Raw genomic sequence first — 19,187 nt, 5'->3', positions numbered from 1 at the left:
TCCGGTCAGTTGTCCCAGTTGCCGATTTCGGCGTCGTTGTCGCTGCCGCCTTCCTTGCCGTCGGCGCCCAGCGAATACAGGTCGAACGGGCCCTTGGTGCCCGGCGCCAGGTACTGGTAGGGATTGCCCCACGGATCGACCGGCAGCTTCTTCAGGTAGCCGTCCTTGTTCCAGTTCTTCGGCTGCGGGTTGCCGGTGGGCTTCTTCACCAGCGCCTCGAGGCCCTGCTGGGTGCTCGGATAGGCGAAGTTGTCCAGCTTGTACATGTCCAGCGCGGCAGCGATGGCCTTGATGTCGCCCTTGGCCACGGTGACCTTGGCCTGGTCGGGACGGCTCATTACCTGCGGCACCACCAGGGCGGCGAGGATGCCGAGGATGACCACCACGACCATGATTTCGATCAGGGTGAAGCCCGACTGTTGGCGACGCTGCAATGGGCGGCTCTGATTCACGCGATTACCCCACGAGTTGGTTGAGAGAAAGGATCGGAAGAAGAATGGCCAGGACGATGACCAGCACCACCGCGCCCATGAATATCAGCATGAACGGTTCGAACAGGCCGACCATCAGGCCGATCTGCGCCGCCAGGTCGTTCTCCTGGTTGCGCGCGGTGCGCGCCAGCATCTGGTCCAGCTCGCCGGAGCGCTCGCCGCTGGCGATCATGTGCAGCATCATCGGCGGGAACTGCCCGGTGGCTTCCAGCGAGCGGGTCAAGCTGGCGCCCTCGCGGACCTTCTGCGCGGCCTTGACCACTTCGTTGCGGATGATCCGGTTGGCGATCACCTCGGCGGCGATCGCCAGCGCCTCCACCAGCGGCACGCCGCTGCGGGTGAGGATCGCCAGGGTCGAGGCGAAGCGCGCGGTGTCGGTGGAACGCACCAGCCGACCGACCAGCGGCACGCGCAGCAGGAAGCCATGCCAGCGCTCGCGAAAGGCATCCTTGCGCAGCGCGTAGCGGAAGCCGATCACCCCGCCGATCGCCGCGACGAAGGCCAGCGCGCCCCAGGCCTTGACCCAGTCGCTGACGCCGATCAGCACGCGGGTCAACAGCGGCAGCGTCTGCCCGCTGTCGATGAACACCCGGACCACGTCGGGCACCACGTAGCCCAGCAGGAAGCCGACGATGACCAGCGAAGCGACCATCAGGATCACCGGATAGAGCAGCGCCAGCTGGATCTTCTGCCGCGACTGCTGGCGCTGCTCGGTGTAGTCGGCAAGTTGCTCCAGCACCGGGCCGAGGTGCCCGGCATGCTCGCCGGCAGCAACCGTCGCCCGGTACAGCTCGGGAAAGGCGGTGGGAAACTCGCGCAGGCTGCCGGCCAGGCTGTGGCCTTCGAGGACCTTGGCGCGCACCGCGAGGAGCATCGACTGGATGCGCTGCGAGGTGGACTGCGCCGCGGCGGCGCGCAGCGCCTCCTCGATCGGCAACGCGGCCTGGACCAGGGTGGCCAGTTGGCGGGTTACCAATGCCAGGTCGCGCGCGGACAGTCCGCGGGCGAACGTCAGGCGCCCGCCCTGCCCGCTCTGCTCGCGGGTACGGGTGGGCTTCACATCGAGCGGCGCCAATTGGCGCTCGCGCAGCAATTGGCGGACCTGGCGCGCGCTGTCCGCCTCCAGCACGCCCTTCTGCTGGCGACCACTGGGGTCGAGGGCGAGGTATTCGAAGGCGGCCATTATTCTTCCCGGGTCACGCGCAGGACTTCCTCGACCGTAGTGACGCCTTCCAGCACCTTGCGCCGACCGTCGTCGCGGATGCTCGGTCCGCTGGTGCGGGCATGCCGGGTCATTTCCTGCTCGGAGGATTCGTTGTGGATCAGCGAGCGCATGTGGTCGTCGAACACCACCAGTTCATAGATACCGGTACGCCCGCGATAGCCATGCTGGTGGCACTCGCCGCAGCCGCGGGCGCGATGCAGGGTCGGCGGCGCGGCGGGATCGACGCCGAGCAGCGCGCACTCGGCCTCGTCGGCGCGGTAGGGCTCCTTGCACGCCGGGCAGAGCACCCGCACCAGGCGCTGGGCCAGCACGCCAAGCATGGAGGAGGACAGCAGGAACGGCTCGATGCCCATGTCCACCAGGCGGGTGATCGCGCCGATGGCGCTGTTGGTGTGCAGGGTCGATAGCACCAGGTGGCCGGTCAGCGAAGCCTGCACCGCGATCTCGGCGGTCTCCCGGTCGCGGATCTCGCCGACCATCACCACGTCCGGGTCCTGCCGGAGGATCGCCCGCAGGCCGCGGGCGAAGGTCATGTCGACCTTGGCGTTGACCTGGGTCTGGCCGATGCCCTCCAGGTGGTATTCGATCGGATCCTCGACGGTGAGGATGTTCCGCGTGCGGTCGTTGAGCGTGGTCAGGCTGGCGTACAGGGTGGTGGTCTTGCCCGAGCCGGTGGGGCCGGTGACCAGCAGGATGCCGTGCGGCTTGCGCACCGTTTCGTCCATCAGCTTGCGGTCGCGCTCGCTCATGCCCAGGTGTTGCAGGTTCAGGCGCCCGGCCTGCTTGTCGAGCAGACGCAGCACCACCCGTTCGCCGTTGGCCGAGGGCAGGGTCGAGACGCGGATGTCCACCTCGCGCCCGCCGACCCGCAGGGAAATCCGTCCATCCTGGGGAATGCGTTTCTCGGCGATGTCCAGCCGCGCCATGACCTTGATCCGCGATACCAGCAAGGCCGCCAGCTCGCGCTTGGGCTCCAGCACCTCGCGCAGCACGCCGTCGACGCGGAAGCGCACCACCAGGCGTTTCTCGAAGGTTTCCAGGTGGATGTCCGAGGCGTTCTCGCGGATCGCCTCGCCGAGGATCGCGTTGATCAGGCGAATGATCGGCGCGTCGTCCTCCTGCTCCATCAGGTCCTCGGTTTCCGGGACCTGGTCGGCCAGCGCGGCGAGATCCAGGCTGCCGCCGAGGTCCTCGGCGAGCTGCATGGCCGCCGAGGAATCGTGCTGGTAGGAGGCCGCCAGGGCCTGGTTGAAGGCGTCCTCGCCGAGCGCCTTGAGCGGCAGGCGGCGGCCGGCGAAGCGCTGCGCCTCGGCAATCGCCGCCAGCTCCACCTGCGGCCGGCAGGCCAGCCAGTACTGCTCCTCCAGGCACAGGAACAACAGGCCCTGGCGCTTGGCGAAGCTGAACGGCAGACGCCGTGGCGGTGCGGCCGGCGCGGCGATGTCGGGTAATGGGGCTGTCATCATGGATGCCTTATAGCGGTAACCTTACAGAAGTATCTTGGTCGTATATGACCACTGAACGGTTACCGTCAGTATTGTTAGTTGTTAGTCGTTTTGTGCGGCCGATCCCGAGTTCCTCTTGCAGAAGTATCCTGGCGAGCCGTTATCTTAAGCACAAGCGTGCCTGGCCCGGCCAGTCACACCTATTGATAGAAGTAGGTAGCCTACCGGCAACGAACTGCTATGATCCCTCGGCGATCTTCAGACATAACGATAAAGACCAGGAGTGATGTATTGCCTTTCTCCGGCGCCTCTTCCCGCTGGTTGCAGCGGTACGCCCCGGCCCTTCTGGCTGTTGCCCTGATCATCGCCATGAGCATCAGCCTCGCCTGGCAGGCGGCCGGCTGGTTGCGCCTGCAACGCAGCCCGGTAGCCGTCGCCGCCTCGCCGGTCAGCCACGAGTCTATCCGCAGCGATCCGACCCGCCTGGCGCGCCTCTTCGGCACCAGCGCCCAGGACCCCAACGCCCCGCCACCGGCCACCAACCTCGACCTGGTGCTCAAGGGCAGCTTCGTCCAGAGCGATCCCAAGCTGTCCAGCGCGATCATCCAGCGCCAGGGCGACAAGCCGCACCGCTACGCGGTCGGCGGCGAGATCAGCGACGGCGTGAAGCTGCACGCGGTCTACCGCGACCGCGTCGAACTGCAGCGCGGCGGGCGCCTGGAAAGCCTGCCCTTCCCGCACCGTTCCGGGGGACTGCTGGCCAGCGCGGACGACATTACAAGCGAGAACGACTCGATCGAACAACTGCAAAGCCTGCAGGATGAGAACGCTGCAGCATTGCGCGAGCGCCTGGACGCCTTGCGCCAGCAGATGGAAGCCACGCCCATCGCAGAACCCGCCGAAGAAGACTCGAGCGAGCCCACGACCACGCCTACGGAAAGCGACTGACCCGATGTCCCAGCCTTTGCTCCGCGCCCTGTTTGCCCCTTCCAGTCGTTCGTACGTTCCCGCCGTCCTTCTCAGCCTGGCCCTCGGCATCCAGGTGGCGCACGCCGAAGACAGCGGCAGGAACGCCTTCGTCCCCGCCGGCAACCAGCAGGAGGCGCACTGGACGATCAACCTCAAGGATGCCGACATCCGCGAATTCATCGACCAGATTTCCGAAATCACCGGCGAGACCTTCGTCGTCGACCCGCGGGTCAAGGGCCAGGTCAGCGTTGTCTCCAAGGCCCAGCTCTCGTTGAGCGAGGTCTACCAGTTGTTCCTCTCGGTGATGAGCACCCACGGCTTCACCGTGGTCGCCCAGGGCGACCAGGCGCGCATCGTGCCCAACGCCGAGGCCAAGACCGAGGCCGGCGGCGGCCAGAGCGCGCCGGATCGCCTGGAGACGCGGGTGATCCAGGTGCAGCAGAGCCCGGTATCGGAACTCATCCCGCTGATCCGTCCGCTGGTCCCACAATATGGCCACCTCGCCGCGGTGCCTTCGGCCAACGCGCTGATCATCAGCGACCGCAGCGCCAATATCGCGCGAATCGAAGACGTGATCCGCCAACTCGACCAGAAGGGCAGCCACGACTACAGCGTGATCAACCTGCGCTACGGCTGGGTGATGGACGCCGCCGAGGTGCTCAACAACGCCATGAGCCGCGGCCAGGCCAAGGGCGCGGCGGGCGCCCAGGTGATCGCCGACGCGCGCACCAACCGCCTGATCATCCTCGGCCCGCCGCAGGCGCGCGCCAAGCTGGTGCAACTGGCGCAGTCGCTGGACACCCCGACCGCGCGCTCGGCCAATACCCGGGTGATCCGCCTGCGCCACAACGACGCCAAGACCCTCGCGGAAACCCTCGGCCAGATTTCCGAAGGCATGAAGAACAACGGCGGCCAGGGCGGCGAACAGACCGGCGGCGGCCGACCGAGCAACATCCTGATCCGTGCCGACGAAAGCACCAATGCGCTGATCCTGCTGGCCGACCCGGATACGGTCAACGCCCTCGAGGACATCGTTCGCCAGCTCGATGTGCCGCGCGCCCAGGTATTGGTGGAAGCGGCCATCGTCGAAATCTCCGGCGACATCCAGGATGCCGTCGGCGTGCAATGGGCGATCAACAAGGGCGGCATGGGCGGGACCAGGACCAACTTCGGCAATACCGGGCTGTCCATCGGCACCCTGCTGCAAGCGCTCAAGGACGACAAGCCGCCGGCGCTTCCCGACGGCGCCATCGTCGGTATCGGCAGCAGCAGCTTCGGCGCGCTGGTCACCGCGCTGTCGGCGAACAGCAAGAGCAACCTGCTGTCGACCCCGAGCCTGCTGACCCTGGACAACCAGAAAGCGGAAATACTGGTCGGTCAGAACGTCCCCTTCAATACCGGCTCCTACACTACCAACAGCGAAGGTTCGAGCAATCCTTTCACCACGGTCGAACGCAAGGACATCGGCGTCAACCTCAAGGTCACCCCGCACATCAACGACGGCGCGGCCCTGCGCCTGGAGATCGAGCAAGAAATCTCCTCCATCGCCCCCAGCGTGCAGCAGGTCAGCAACACCGACATCATCACCAACAAGCGCTCGATCAAGAGCACCATCCTCGCCGAGAACGGCCAGGTCATCGTGCTCGGCGGCCTGATCCAGGACGACGTGGTGCAGGCAGAGTCCAAGGTACCGCTGCTCGGCGACATTCCCTGGCTGGGCAAGCTATTCCGCTCGACCAAGGACACTCACACCAAGCGCAACCTGATGGTCTTCCTGCGCCCGACCGTAGTGCTCGACGGCGCAGGCCTGGCGGCGATTTCCGGGAAGAAGTACAGCGACATCCGCGTGCTCGACGGCCGTCGCAGCCCAGAAGGCCGTGGGAGCATCTTGCCGAGCAGCGCCGGACAATTGTTCGACGGTCAGACCGTCGACCTGCGCGACCTGAAAGCGGAGTAACGTTCCTCAGGCTCTCCTGCGAGACAGCGGAGGACAACAAAAAAGGCGCGGCCCCTTGCGGGTCAGCGCCTTTTTCACATCGACATGGCAACACTCAGTCGAGGTAGACCATTTTCCGGGTCATGCCGCCATCGACCAGGAATTCCTGGCCGGTGACGAAACCGGCGTCCTCGGAGAGCAGCCAGGCCACCAGCGACGCGACATCCTCCACCGTTCCGACCCGGCCGACCAGGTGTTGGTCGTGGTCCAGCTCGGTCAGCGGCGCAGCCTCGCGCTCGGCGGCCTCGCGGGTATCGATCCAGCCGGGGCTGAGCGCATTGACACGGATCTCCGGGCCCAGGCTGGCGGCCAGGGCATGGGTCAGCGCCAGCAACCCGCCCTTGCTCGCGGCGTAGGCCTCGGAGTCAGGCTCCGACTGGTGGGCACGAGTCGAGGCGATGTTGACGATGGCGCCGTTGTGCGCGCGTAGATAAGGCGTGCAGTACTTGGCCAGCAGCATCGGACCGGTCAGGTTGACCGCCAGGGTGCGGGTCCACTCGCCGAGGCTCAGCGCCTCCAGCGGCGTATTGCGCGGATTGGCGATGGCGGCGTTGCAGACCAGGCCGTCGAGGCGGCCGAACTGACCGAGCACCTCGGCCACGCTCATCGCCACCTGGCCCTCCTGGGCCACGTCCATGGCCACGAACCAGGCGTGCTCGCCCAGCGCCTCGGCCACCCTGGCACCGCGTTCACGGTCGTTGTCGGCAAGCACTACCTGCCAGCCCTCGGCGATCAGCCAGGCACTGATGCCCAGGCCAATGCCCCGGGCCGCCCCGGTGACCAGGGCGACCTTGCCGTTGCCTCGCAGATTGGGTTCGATCACAGCGCGGCCAGCCCCCGGGCCATGTCGGCCTTGAGGTCGTCGAGATCCTCCAGGCCGACCGCGACCCGGATCAGGCTGTCGCCGATCCCGGCGCGCGCGCGGTCCTCGGGGGACAGCCGACCGTGGGAGGTGGTCGCCGGGTGGGCGATGGTGGTCTTGGTGTCGCCCAGGTTGGTGGTGATCGAGACCATCCGGGTGGCGTCGATGAAGCGCCAGGCGGCATCGCGCCCGCCCTTCACGTCGAAGCTGACGACCGCGCCGAAGCCACTCTGCTGGCGCCGGGCCAACTCATGCTGAGGATGGCTCTGCAGGCCCGCGTAGTAGACCCGCTCGATGCCCGGCTGGTGCTCCAGCCATTCGGCCAGGGCCAGGGCACTGGCGCTGTGCGCCTGCATGCGGATACGCAGGGTTTCCAGGCCCTTGAGGAACAGCCAGGCGTTGAACGGGCTGAGGGTCGGTCCGGCGGTGCGGAGAAAGCCGACCACTTCCTTCATCTGCTCGCCGCGACCGGCGACCACCCCGCCCATGCCCCGGCCCTGGCCGTCGATGTACTTGGTCGCGGAGTGGATCACCACGTCCGCACCGAGCTTCAACGGCTGTTGCAGCGCCGGCGTGCAGAAGCAGTTGTCCACCGCCAGCAGTGCGCCCTTGGCGTGGGCGATCTCGGCCAGCGCGGCGATATCCACCAGCTCGGCCAGCGGGTTGGATGGCGACTCGACGAAGAACAGCTTGGTATTCGGCTTGCACGCCGCCTCCCAGGCCGCGAGATCGCTCAACGGCGGATAGTCGACCTGGATGCCGAAGCGCTTGAAGTACTTGTCGAACAGGCTGATGGTCGAGCCGAACACGCTGCGCGAGACCAGCACGTGGTCGCCGGAGCTGCACAGGCTCATCACCAGGGCGAGGATCGCCGACATGCCCGACGCCGTGGCCACCGCCTGCTCGGCTCCTTCGAGGGCGGCGATGCGCTCCTCGAAGGTGCGTACCGTGGGGTTGGTGTAGCGCGAATAGACGTTGCCCGGCACTTCGCCGGCGAACCGCGCGGCCGCGTCGGCGGCGGTGCGGAAGACGTAGCTGGAGGTGGTGAACAGCGCCTCGCCGTGCTCGCCCTCCGGCGTCCGCCGTTGCCCGGCGCGAACCGCCAGGGTGTCGAAGGCCGCGCCTTCCAGGTCGCTGTCGAGACGCCCGGCATCCCAGTCCTGAGTCATGCCGCTCTCCCCTTTGTCAGTCGTTGTACAGATCGATGATCGCGCTGACCGCCTGGCTCTTGGCCTTGGTCGCATCGTTGCGCGCCTGTTCGATCCGGTTCAGGTAGGCCTCGTTGACGTCGCCGGTCACGTACTCGCCGTCGAACACGGCGCAGTCGAAGTGATCGATCTTGATCTTGCCGCCGCCGACCGCGTCGATCAGATCGGGCAGGTCCTGGTAGACCAGCCAGTCGGCGCCGATCAGCTTGCTGACGTCCTCGGTGCTGCGATTGTGCGCGATCAGCTCGTGCGCACTCGGCATGTCGATGCCGTAGACGTTGGGGTAGCGCACGGCCGGCGCGGCGGAGCAGAAGTAGACGTTCTTCGCCCCGGCCTCGCGGGCCATCTGGATGATCTGCTTGCAGGTGGTGCCGCGGACGATGGAGTCATCCACCAGCATCACGTTCTTGCCGCGGAACTCCAGCTCGATGGCGTTGAGCTTCTGCCGCACGGATTTCTTCCGCGCCGCCTGGCCGGGCATGATGAAGGTGCGGCCGATGTAGCGGTTCTTGACGAAGCCCTCGCGGAACTTCACGCCGAGCCGGTTGGCCAGTTCCAGCGCCGCGGTGCGGCTGGTGTCCGGGATCGGGATGACCACGTCGATATCGTGGTCGGGACGCTCGCGGAGGATCTTGTCGGCAAGCTTCTCGCCCATGCGCAGGCGCGCCTTGTACACCGAGATGCCGTCCATGATCGAATCCGGACGCGCCAGGTAGACGTGCTCGAAGATGCACGGCGCGTATTTCGGCGCCTTGGCGCACTGGCGGGTGTAGAGCTTGCCTTCCTCGGTGATGTATACCGCCTCGCCCGGCGCCAGGTCGCGGATCAGGGTGAAGCCGAGTACGTCCAGGGCCACGCTCTCGGAGGCGATCATGTATTCGACGCCATTCTCGGTATGCCGCTGGCCGAAGACGATCGGACGGATCGCATTGGGGTCGCGGAAACCGACGATGCCGTGGCCGGTGATCATCGCCACCACCGCGTAGCCGCCGACGCAACGGTCGTGCACGCAGGAAACCGCGGCGAAGATGTCCTCCTCGGTGGGCTGCAGCTTGTTGCGCACCGCCAGCTCGTGGGCGAACACGTTGAGCAGCACTTCCGAATCGGAGTTGGTGTTCACGTGGCGCAGGTCGGATTCGTAGATTTCCTTGGCCAACTGCTCGACATTGGTCAGGTTGCCGTTGTGCGCCAGGGTGATGCCGTAGGGCGAGTTGACGTAGAACGGCTGCGCCTCCGCCGAGCTGGAGCTGCCGGCGGTCGGGTAACGCACATGGCCGATGCCGACGCTGCCGATCAGGCGCTGCATGTGGCGCTGCTGGAAGACGTCGCGGACCAGGCCGTTGTCCTTGCGCAGGTACAGCTTATCGTCATGGCAGGTGACGATACCGGCAGCGTCCTGGCCGCGATGTTGGAGGACGGTGAGCGCGTCATACAGCGCCTGATTGACGTTCGACTTGCCCACGATACCGACGATGCCACACATGTGACGCAACCCCTACTTGGCTCAAGCTGGAAAGATGGGAAGCGCGATCGGTCCGTCCCGGACCATCGAGCTGACCAGGGCCTGTGGGCCGCTGGCTCCCGCGAATCGGCGACCTTCGCCGCCGACTGGCTCGCGGCACGTCCTGTGCCGCCGGCGCCGCGCCATCGACGCGCCGCCCTGGAAAACCGCGGGACCCGGCCTCGGCCAGTGTCCCGCCAAAATCACTGGCTGGGAAGCAGCCCGCCGATGCCGCTCGGCGGCGTTATCGGCGCGGCCGGCAACCACTGGCCGGCGAAACCGAGAATGAAGTTCTTCGACCAGTCGGCGACCATCAGGAAATGCGGCATCAGCACCGACTGCTGCCACCAAGGGTCCTGCTGTACCGGGGCCAGGCTGAGCAGGCCGACCAGCAGCACGACCAGCAGTACGCCGCGCGCACCGCCGAAGACCATGCCGAGGAAGCGGTCGGTGCCGGACAGGCCGGTGACCCGGATCAGTTCGCCGATGAGGTAGTTGACCAGCGCCCCGAGCAGCAGGGTCGCGATGAACAGCAGCGCGCAGGCTGCGATGATGCGGGCCGAGGGGGTCTGGATGTATTCGCCCAGGTGCTGCGCCAGCGCCCCGCCGAACATCCAGGCCACCGCGCCGGCGACTATCCAGGTAAGCAGGGACAAGGCTTCCTTGACGAAGCCGCGACTCAGACTGATCAGGCTGGAAACGACGATGATGGCGACCATCGTCCAATCGACCCAGGTAAATGCCACTATGCAGCCCACAAGCAGAAAAGGCGCTGCATTTTAGCAGAGCGCGCCCGCGACGGTAAGCCGCGGGTCGCGGTCAACCGCGTTCCGGCTGGAAGCGCACGACGAAGCCGTTGAGCTTCTGCTGCTTGCTCAGTTGGTCGCGCAGGCGATCCGCCTCGGCGCGCTGGATCACCGGCCCGACGAAGACCCGGTTCATCCCGTCGAAGCTGCGGATGTAGGCGTTGTAGCCCTGGGAGCGCAGGGTCTTCTGCAGTTCCTCGGCGCGCGCCCGGTTGGACAGGCTGGCAAGCTGTACCGACCAGCTCTGCGGCAGGTTGTTGGCGTCCAGGCGCTTCTCCGCAGGCGGCGGGCTCGGCGGCGCAGCGGGCGGTTGCGGCTGGCTTGGCGGCGGGCTGGCGGCCTGGGCCTGGGCGGGCGGCTGGGTGGCCGGCGGGGTCGCCGGCAGGCCGCCGATCGGCTGGCTGGGCTGGCCGGCGGCGGCCGGGGAGCCTTCCTCGACGATCTCGGGAGCGATGTCTTCTTCGCCGGGCTGCAGTTCCGGCACCTCGGTCGGCTGCACCTCGACACTGGGCATGGCCGGCGCTTGCGGGCGCGGCGGCGCTTCCACCACGACCTGGCGCGACTCGTCTTCGCGGGTGAACAGCATCGGCAGGAAGATCACCGCCAGGGCGATCAGCACCAACGCCCCGACGATGCGCTGCTTCAGCCCTCTTTCCAGCAAGGCCATGATTTACTCCCCCTTATCCGTTCTACGGGCCAGCCATTCCAGGCCTTCGGCCACGCTATAGAACGATCCGAACAGCAGAATGACATCATCCGCGGTAGCCTTGGCGCACTGCGCGTCCAGGGCGGCGGCGATATCCGCATGGCTGCTCGCCGGAACCTGGCGCAGGATCAGCGCCGCCTCCAGCTCCGCGGCCGGCCGCGAACGCGGGGTCGGCAACGGTGCAACGGCCCAATCCTGCACCAAGCCGGTCAAGGGTTCCAGTACGCCATCCAGGTCCTTGTCCGCCAGCAGGCCGAAGACCGCCAGGTAGCGTCCTCGTGGCGCTGCGGCACGCAGGCGTTGCGCCAGGTACTGGGCGGCCTGGGGATTGTGCCCGACGTCCAGCAGGAGCTGGCGTGGCTGGCCGTTCCAGGACAGGTCGCGGCGATCGAGGCGACCGGTCACCCGGGTCCGCCGCAGCGCCTCGGCCAGGCGCTCCGCCTGCCAGGGCAACTCGAGCAACGCGTAGGCCTGCAGGGCCAGCGCGGCGTTTTCCATGGGCAACTCGAGCAACGGCAGATCGTGCAGCGCCAGCGCCTGGCCGTCCGCGGCCAGCCCGCGCCAGTGCCAGCCATGATCGGCGAGCGCCAGGTCGTAGTCGCGACCGCGCAGGTAAAGCGGTGCCCCCAGCGCAGCCACCTGCTCCAGCAATGGCTGCGGGGGATCGAGATCGCCGCACAGGGCCGGTTTGCCGGCGCGCAGGATACCGGCTTTCTCGAAAGCCACGCTTTCGCGGGTATCGCCCAGCCACTCGGCATGGTCCAGGCCGATGCTGGTGATCAGCGCCAGGTCGGCGTCGATCAGGTTGACCGCATCCAGGCGCCCGCCAAGGCCGACTTCCAGCACCGCGAAGTCCAGCCCGGCGCGCTCGAACAGCCAGAAGGCGGCCAGCGTGCCCATTTCGAAATAGGTCAGGGAAATCTCGCCGCGTGCGGCCTCCACCGCGGAGAAGGCGTCGCACAGTTGCGCATCGCCGGCCTCGATGCCGTCGATCCGCACCCGCTCGTTGTAGCGCAGCAGGTGCGGCGAGCTGTAGACCCCGACCGACAACCCCTGCTCACGCAGCAGCTCGGCGAGCAGGGCGCAGGTAGAGCCCTTGCCGTTGGTCCCGGTAACGGTGACCACGCGTTTCGCCGGCCTTCCCAGGCCGAGCCGGCGCGCTACCTCGCGGGAACGCTCCAGGCCCATGTCGATGGCCGTCGGATGGAGTTGTTCGAGATAGCTCAGCCAATCGGCCAGGGAACGCTGGGTCATGCGGATACGGGGCTCGGCGAATGAGTGAAGGCCGACAGCAGATTGGCCAGGCGCGGCCGCAACTCGGCACGATGCACGATCATGTCGATGGCGCCATGCTCGAGGAGGAACTCGCTACGCTGGAAGCCTTCCGGCAGCTTCTCGCGGACGGTCTGCTCGATCACGCGGGGACCGGCGAAGCCGATCAGCGCCTTGGGTTCGCCGACGATCACGTCGCCGAGCATCGCCAGGCTGGCGGAAACGCCGCCGTAGACCGGGTCGGTCAATACCGAGACGAACGGGATGCCTTCTTCGCGCAGGCGCGCCAGGACCGCCGAAGTCTTGGCCATCTGCATCAGCGAGATCAGCGCTTCCTGCATGCGCGCGCCGCCGGAGGCGGAGAAGCAGATCAGCGGGCAGCGCTTCTCCAGGGCGACGTTGGCCGCGCGAACGAAGCGCTCGCCGACGATGGCGCCCATCGAACCGCCCATGAAGGAGAACTCGAAGGCGCAGGCGACCACCGGCATACCCTGCAGCTTGCCGCTCATGGCGATCAGCGCGTCCTTCTCGCCGGTGTCCTTCTGTGCCGCGGCGAGGCGATCCTTGTACTTCTTGCTGTCGCGGAATTTCAGGCGGTCCACCGGCTCGAGGTCGGCACCCAGCTCCTCGCGACCGTCCTCATCGAGGAAGATGTCCAGGCGGGTACGCGCGTTGATGCGCATGTGGTGGTCGCACTTCGGGCAGACATCCAGGGTCTTTTCCAGCTCCGGACGGTACAGCACGGCTTCGCAGGACGGGCATTTGTGCCACAGGCCTTCCGGTACCGAACTCTTCTGGGACTCGGAACGCATGATGGAAGGGATCAGCTTGTCTACCAGCCAGTTGCTCATGCTCTTTGTTCTCCAGTGCAAGGTCGGGATGGCCGCACCGATCCGGTGACGGCGTCCCTGAGCAAATTCATCTTCGTGACCGCCGGCAGCGGTGGGCCCCACGGCTGCGAAGCGTTTCGCGGCCTGTCCCATCCCCCGCCTGCGCGGTCACCTGGGCGATACCCGGCGAGCGGCTATCGCGAAATATCTGGCCTCCCTATCGGCGGCCGGGCGTTGTCGCGGAAACGGCGACACGCTAGTGGACGGCGGCGGGCCGCCCGTCGTCACATCATGTCTCGTCGCGGCGCCGCGAACGCACCGCGTCCACGAACGCGCGGACCCTCGCCGCATCCTTGATTCCCTTGCTCGCCTCGACGCCACCGCTGACGTCCACCGCGTAGGGCTTGACCTGCTCGACTGCCCTGCCGACGTTATCCGGCGTCAGACCGCCGGCCAGCACCAGGGGTTTGCCCAGGTCGGCCGGCACCAGCGACCAGTCGAACGCCGCCCCCGTGCCGCCGGGCACGCCTTCCACATAGGTATCCAGGAGAATCCCGGCAGCTCCCGGATATGCCGCCGCGCGCCCGACGATGTCGTCGCCGGGCTTCATCCGCAGGGCTTTCAGGTAGGGTCGCCGATGTCCCTCGCAGTCCTCGGCGCGCTCGTCGCCATGGAATTGCAGCAGGTCCAGCGGCACCGCATCGAGAATCTCGCCCAGTTCGCAGCGGCTGGCGTTGACGAACAGGCCGACGCTGGTCACGAACGGCGGCAGGGCACGAACGATTTCCCGCGCCCGATGGATATCCACCGCCCGCGGGCTCTTCGCATAGAACACCAGGCCGATGGCATCGGCGCCCGCCGCGGCGGCGGCCAGGGCGTCCTCGACTCGGGTGATACCGCAGATCTTGATGCGAACGGCTGGCAACGACGGAGAATCCTCGGCGAGTGAGCGACGAACCGCCGGACGGCCGGTCCGGCGGGAATTCTCGATGGTAGCAAAAGCCCGATTCGACGTCAGCCGACGATATCGGGCAATCCGGAAAGGAAATGCGGCCCCAGGTAGCGCTCGGGCAACTCGAACTCCCCGGGGTACTCCACCCGCACCAGATAGAGTCCGTAGGGGTGAGCGGTGACCCCACCGGCGCGCCGGTCGCGCGCCTCGAGCACCTCCTTCGCCCATTCGATCGGCCGCTCGCCGGCACCGATGGTCATCAGGACGCCAGCGATGTTGCGCACCATATGGTGAAGGAAAGCGTTACCGCGGATGTCCAGCACGATCAACCGACCATGCTCCAACAAGCGCACGTGATGCATGGTCTTGACCGGCGACTTGGCCTGGCACTGCACCGCCCGGAACGAGGTGAAGTCATGGGTGCCGACCAGTACCTGGGCCGCCTCGCGCATCCGCCCGATATCCAGCGGCCGATGGTTCCAGGTGACCTCCTCGGCCAGGTGCGCCGGGCGGATCGGATCGTTGTAGATGGCGTAGCGATAGCGCCGGGCCATGGCCGAGAAGCGCGCGTGGAAATGCGCCGGCATCACTCTCGCCCAGGTCACACTGATATCCGCGGGCAGGTTGGCGTTGGTGCCCATCACCCATGCTTTCAACGGGCGCTCCACCGCGGTGTCGAAATGCACCACCTGGCCGCTGGCATGAACGGCAGCGTCGGTACGGCCGGCGCAGATCACCCCGACCGGCTCGGCGGCAACCTTCGACAAGGCGCGCTCCAGCGCTTCCTGCACGGAAGGCACGCCGGCTTCCTGGCGCTGCCAGCCACGATAGCGGGAGCCCTTGTACTCGATGCCGAGGGCGATTCTGGAAACGCCAGCGGCAGCCGATTCGGCTGCCGCTGGCGGAACAACATCGTTCATGAGGGTCGCTTCATTTCCGGATCAGGCCAGGCGCTCCAGCAACTCGCGGGCTTCCGCCTGCTGGCTGTCGTTACCTTCGGCCAGGACTTCGTCGAGGATATCGCGCGCGCCTTCGCTATCGCCCATGTCGATGTAGGCGCGAGCCAGATCCAGCTTGGTCGCCGCTTCGTCGGCACCGGAGAGGAAGTCGAAGTCATCGTCGGCGTCTCCGTCCAGGGCGGAGGCGACCGCTGCATCCTCGGCGGAGAAACTCGGCGCCGCGCTCTTCGGCTCGTCAAGGTTGCTGGCCAACTCGTCCAACTGCGCACTCACCTCGTCCAACTGGGCGGCGAAACTGTCCTCGCCCTTCTCCGGAGCGGCCGGCTCCGTCGGCTCGTCGGCCAGCGACAGGTCGAAGTCGTCCGGCAGGGACAACGCCGGCTCTTCGGCAGCCTCGGTATCGAGGGTGAATTCGTTGTCGGCGGGCGCCGCGGCGGGCACTTCGTCGTTCAGCGAAAGCAGGAAGTCGTCGTCCGAAAGCTTGTCTTCCGGCGCATCGAGATCCAGGGAGAAATCGCCCAGGTCGTCATGCTTGGGTTGGCTCGGAGTCTCTGCCAACTCCGCGAAATCCAGGCCGAAGTCGAGATCGTCGACAGGCTTGTCCGCCGCGGTCGAGGCCGCCAGGTCCAGATCGCTGTCCAGGGTCAGGTCGTCCAGCGCCCCGCTGTCGGACTTGAGGTCAGCCTGCACGTCGTCGCCGCCCAGGTCGTCCAGGCTCAGGTCGAAGGCGTCGTCGAGATCCTGTCCTGCCGCATCCGGCTTGGCCGCGTGACCGCTGTCGTCGAGCGACAGATCGTCGAGGCTGAAGCTATCCAGCTCGTCCTGCGCCAGCTTGGCGCCGGCCAGGCCGGCAACCGCGGCGACCGCGACCATTGCCGGGTAGCGCGACTTGAGCTGCTCGACCTGCGGCTGTGCGCCGCCGATTTCGCGCAGCTCGTTTTCCTGGCGAGCGAAACCTTCGCGATCGCCCATCTCGGCATAGACTTCCATCAGCTTGAGGCGCAGGTCGGTGCGCTGCGGCTCGTCGTAGATGGCGTTCTGCAACAGTTCGGCGGCCTGGTTGAAACGCCCGTAGGCGATATAGATGTCGGCCTCGCCCAGCGCATCGGAAGTCTGCGCAGTGGTCTTCTCGACCTGCGGCGCAGCGGCTGCGACCTGCGGTTCAGGCTCGTCGAGGGTCAGGTCGTCGAAGCCGTCCTTTCCCAGGTCCAGCGCATCCTCCTGTTCCTCGCCGGCATCCGCGGCGAAAGCCTGGGCTTCTTCCTTCTCTTTCTGCGCATTGCGCCGCGACAGGATCATCAGCAGCACCAGCAACGCCAGCAGTGCGCTACCGCCGATCACCGCCAGCCACAGCGGGTTGGCCAGCAGTTCGTCGAGGAAGCTCGGTGCCGGCTGTTCTGCCGCCTGTACCGGAGCGGGCGCCGGAACGGCAGGTGCCGGAGGCTTCTCGGCAACTGGCGCGGGCGGCGGCGCCACCGGAGGCTGCGCCGGAGCGGCGGGTGCTTCTCCGGCCGGAGCAGGAGTCGGCGCTGCCGCAGCGGGAGTCCCGGGCTGAGCCGGCGCCTGCGCGGCTGCATTGGGCTGGGACGCATCCGGCAGGGCTGCGTTCGGCTGGGCTGCGCCCTGGCCTTCGGCGCCCAACTGCCCTTGCAGCTTGGCCAACTGGGCGTCCTTCAACTGGATCAACTTCTGCAGCTTGTCCAGCTGGCTCTGCAGATCCTGCATGCGGCTCTGCAGTTCTTCGTTCTCGCGGCGAGTGCTATCGAGGCTTTCCTTGGTCACCGCCAGGGTATCGGCGATCGCCTTGCTGTCGCCCTTCCCGCCCTTGTCGGCACCCTTGCTGGCCTTGCCCTCGCCAGACACCAGGCGCAAGTTGTCCGTGGCGTCGACCTTGGATGGCGCCGACCCGGCGGCATTGCGCTGGGTCGCATCCAACTGCCTGGCGCCAGCGCTGCCCGCGGCCGGATTGCGGCTGCCGCGCCAGCTCTGGTTCTGCGCCTGCACCTGGGACAGCGCCTCGCGCGGCGAGCGCTCCAGCATCTGCTGTTCGGTGGGAATGCGCAGGACCTGGCCGCTCTTCAGCCGGTTGATGTTGCCATCGACGAAGGCGCCCGGATTCAGTTCCTGGAACGCAAGCATCGCCTGGGGTACGGAAACGCGATCGGTACGGTTGCGCTGGGCGATCTCCCAGAGCGTATCGTTGGAAACGGTGCGATAGGTGTCGCTGCCTGCCGGCGCGGTGGTACGCACCGGAGCCGGCGCCTGCGGGGCTCGCGGGGCGCCGGTCGCGCGCGGCGCGCTGACCGGCGCTTGCGGAGCGCTTGCCGCGGCCTGCGGGGAGTACAGCGGCGGATCCAGCAGGACGGTGTACTCGCGCAGCAGGCGGCCGTTCGGCCAGAGCACCTGGACCAGGAAGTTCAGGTAGGGCTCCTGCACCGGCTTCGACGAGGTCACGCGAATGACGCTCTTGCCGTTGGGCTTCACCACCGGCGTGAACTTCAGGTCGGTGAGGTAGTACAGGCGATCGACGCCCGCCTTGCTGAACTCTTCCGGCGACGCCAGGCTCGGGATCACCTCGCCCGAACCCAGGTCACGAACTTCGAGCAGCTCGATCTCGGCATCCAACGGTTGGTTCAACGCCGACTTCAGGGTGATTTCCCCCAGTCCCAATCCATGCGCCATGCCGGAAGTCAGGACCGAGGCCGCCGCGATTGCCCGAACCAGTGTACGAAGCCGAACCATAGTGTAATCCCTTGGTTTTAATATCTTTTCTCGTTTCACGAGAGGGAGTGCGTCGGTGCTTGCTGTCCGCTCGCCCAGCCATGCATGGACGGACGCTCCCCGGCAGCAGCGGATCGAACCAGTATTAACAAGCTCGAATAATTCTACAAATCTGTGGGTAAGTATCTTTTACAGATAGTGTTTTATCAACAACTCACCCAGGAGCACGGCATTCAGCGCGGCACCTTTTCGCACATTATCAGACACAATCCACAAATTGACCTGACAGGGATCAGCCTGCCCCGCCCTCACCCGGCCGACATAGGTCTCGTCCTGGCCGAGGGCATCGCCGACCACCGTCGGATAATCGCCCTCGCCGACCCATTCGATACCTTTCGTCGCATCGAGGACCCGCGTCACCGCGGCCAGGTCCACCGGTTCCGCGCACTGCAGGGTCACGCTGAGGCTGTCGCCGAAGAATACCGGCGCCTGGATGCAGGTAACGTTCAACGGTCCGATACGCTCGCCAAGCAAGGCCTGCACCTCCGCGAAGATGCGCCGCTCGATGGCGCTGTGCCCCTCGCCATCCACCGCGCCGACCTGCGCCAGCAGGTTGAAGGCGATCTGGCGGTCGAAGAGACGCGGCTCCAGGGGGCGCGCATTGAGCAGTTCGGCGGTCTGCCGGGCGAGTTCCTTGACCCCTTCGCGCCCCAGGCTGGAGACGGAGAGGCAGGCTGTCAGGTTCAGTTGCCGGCAATCCAGCGTGGCCAGTAGTGGCGCCAGCACTTCGCACAGTTCGGCGGCTACGGCGCAAGGACTGGACAAAAGGAACGGCGCCGCTTGCGAGGCCAGGCGTTCGGCATTCACCGAAACCATGACCGGCGGTGCGACGCTCGGTTCCAGGGCGCCGCTCAGGTCGATCACCGAACAACCCGCCGCGCGGGCGCGCTCGGCATGGGCACGCGACACCTCGGCTGCCGCGGCGAAGAAGGCCAGGCCGACACTGGAAAAATCGAAGCTATCGACATCGCCGACGCGCAGGCTGCTTTCGGCGAAACCCATGCGCTGCCCGGCCGACTCGGCGCTGGCCAGCAGGTGCAAACGATGAAGCGGGAAGTCGCGTTCGTCGAGGAGACCGACCAGAGCCTCGCCAACCGATCCGGTGGCGCCTACGACTGCGACATTGAGGGGCTGGGACATGGGAAAAGCCTCGGCGGTCTGCGAAATAGGCGTGGCACTTTACT

Annotated in this window: 16 protein-coding genes; 2 read left to right on the top strand and 14 right to left on the bottom strand. The window is 66.7% G+C overall.

From position 1 onward, the window contains the following. Positions 1-5: 5 nt before the first annotated feature. From xcpT to xcpR, 3 genes are read right to left on the bottom strand one after another with little or no spacing between them, the layout of a single operon-like run. Positions 6-452 carry a GspG family T2SS major pseudopilin variant XcpT gene (gene xcpT / locus VQ067_RS10025; RefSeq protein ID WP_003130409.1) on the bottom strand — a complete coding sequence of 149 codons (447 nt, stop codon included), beginning with the start codon at positions 450-452 and terminating at the stop codon, positions 6-8. A 4-nt stretch (positions 453-456) separates the two neighbouring features. Continuing rightward, positions 457-1,674, bottom strand: a complete 1,218-nt coding sequence (xcpS, locus tag VQ067_RS10020) for a GspF family T2SS innner membrane protein variant XcpS (RefSeq protein ID WP_033990419.1) — start codon at positions 1,672-1,674, stop codon at positions 457-459. Beyond that, entirely contained in the window at positions 1,674-3,182 is a 1,509-nt protein-coding gene (xcpR, locus tag VQ067_RS10015) for a GspE family T2SS ATPase variant XcpR (RefSeq protein WP_003091377.1), read from the bottom strand. The genes xcpS and xcpR overlap by 1 nt, the downstream gene beginning before the upstream one ends. Before the next feature lie 219 nt (positions 3,183-3,401). Here xcpR and xcpP point away from each other — a divergent pair, with 219 nt between their 5' ends. Continuing rightward, complete coding sequence (xcpP, locus tag VQ067_RS10010) at positions 3,402-4,109, top strand: type II secretion system protein N (RefSeq protein WP_003119750.1); 708 nt, start codon at positions 3,402-3,404, stop codon at positions 4,107-4,109. A 4-nt stretch (positions 4,110-4,113) separates the two neighbouring features. After that, a complete protein-coding gene (gene xcpQ / locus VQ067_RS10005) occupies positions 4,114-6,087 on the top strand; it encodes a GspD family T2SS secretin variant XcpQ (protein ID WP_022580543.1) in 1,974 nt (657 codons plus the stop codon). 94 nt (positions 6,088-6,181) lie between these two features. Here the strand turns inward: xcpQ and VQ067_RS10000 are convergent, their stop codons facing one another. From VQ067_RS10000 to VQ067_RS09950, 11 genes are all read right to left on the bottom strand, one after another. Beyond that, entirely contained in the window at positions 6,182-6,949 is a 768-nt protein-coding gene (locus VQ067_RS10000) for an SDR family oxidoreductase (RefSeq protein ID WP_003091381.1), read from the bottom strand. Then, complete coding sequence (locus VQ067_RS09995; RefSeq protein WP_021265035.1) at positions 6,946-8,157, bottom strand: O-succinylhomoserine sulfhydrylase; 1,212 nt, start codon at positions 8,155-8,157, stop codon at positions 6,946-6,948. The genes VQ067_RS10000 and VQ067_RS09995 overlap by 4 nt, the downstream gene beginning before the upstream one ends. 16 nt (positions 8,158-8,173) lie before the next feature. Further along, complete coding sequence (gene purF / locus VQ067_RS09990; protein WP_003091383.1) at positions 8,174-9,679, bottom strand: amidophosphoribosyltransferase; 1,506 nt, start codon at positions 9,677-9,679, stop codon at positions 8,174-8,176. Positions 9,680-9,900: 221 nt separating this feature from the next. Continuing rightward, on the bottom strand, positions 9,901-10,443 hold the full coding sequence (locus tag VQ067_RS09985) for a CvpA family protein (protein ID WP_003113932.1): 543 nt from the start codon (positions 10,441-10,443) through the stop codon (positions 9,901-9,903). A 73-nt stretch (positions 10,444-10,516) separates the two neighbouring features. Continuing rightward, entirely contained in the window at positions 10,517-11,170 is a 654-nt protein-coding gene (locus tag VQ067_RS09980) for an SPOR domain-containing protein (RefSeq protein ID WP_015502645.1), read from the bottom strand. Between the two features lie 3 nt (positions 11,171-11,173). After that, on the bottom strand, positions 11,174-12,463 hold the full coding sequence (gene folC, locus VQ067_RS09975) for a bifunctional tetrahydrofolate synthase/dihydrofolate synthase (protein ID WP_015502644.1): 1,290 nt from the start codon (positions 12,461-12,463) through the stop codon (positions 11,174-11,176). Further along, entirely contained in the window at positions 12,460-13,332 is an 873-nt protein-coding gene (gene accD / locus VQ067_RS09970) for an acetyl-CoA carboxylase, carboxyltransferase subunit beta (RefSeq protein ID WP_003104199.1), read from the bottom strand. The genes folC and accD overlap by 4 nt, the downstream gene beginning before the upstream one ends. Before the next feature lie 268 nt (positions 13,333-13,600). Next, complete coding sequence (locus VQ067_RS09965; protein ID WP_003091389.1) at positions 13,601-14,236, bottom strand: phosphoribosylanthranilate isomerase; 636 nt, start codon at positions 14,234-14,236, stop codon at positions 13,601-13,603. A gap of 89 nt (positions 14,237-14,325) precedes the next feature. Continuing rightward, entirely contained in the window at positions 14,326-15,183 is an 858-nt protein-coding gene (truA, locus tag VQ067_RS09960) for a tRNA pseudouridine(38-40) synthase TruA (RefSeq protein WP_003091390.1), read from the bottom strand. Positions 15,184-15,204: 21 nt separating this feature from the next. Further along, on the bottom strand, positions 15,205-17,964 hold the full coding sequence (gene fimV / locus VQ067_RS09955) for a motility hub landmark protein FimV (protein WP_023111552.1): 2,760 nt from the start codon (positions 17,962-17,964) through the stop codon (positions 15,205-15,207). 168 nt (positions 17,965-18,132) lie between these two features. After that, positions 18,133-19,143, bottom strand: coding sequence for an aspartate-semialdehyde dehydrogenase (locus tag VQ067_RS09950; protein WP_003091393.1), 1,011 nt, complete (start codon positions 19,141-19,143; stop codon positions 18,133-18,135). Between the last annotated feature and the right edge of the window lie 44 nt (positions 19,144-19,187).

Origin of the sequence: Pseudomonas sp. KBN12P06040 (assembly GCF_037574965.1) — a bacterium.
Lineage (GTDB): Bacteria > Pseudomonadota > Gammaproteobacteria > Pseudomonadales > Pseudomonadaceae > Pseudomonas > Pseudomonas aeruginosa.
Note: the sequence above shows the minus strand (reverse complement) of the source record. Positions and strands in the feature narration are given on the sequence as shown.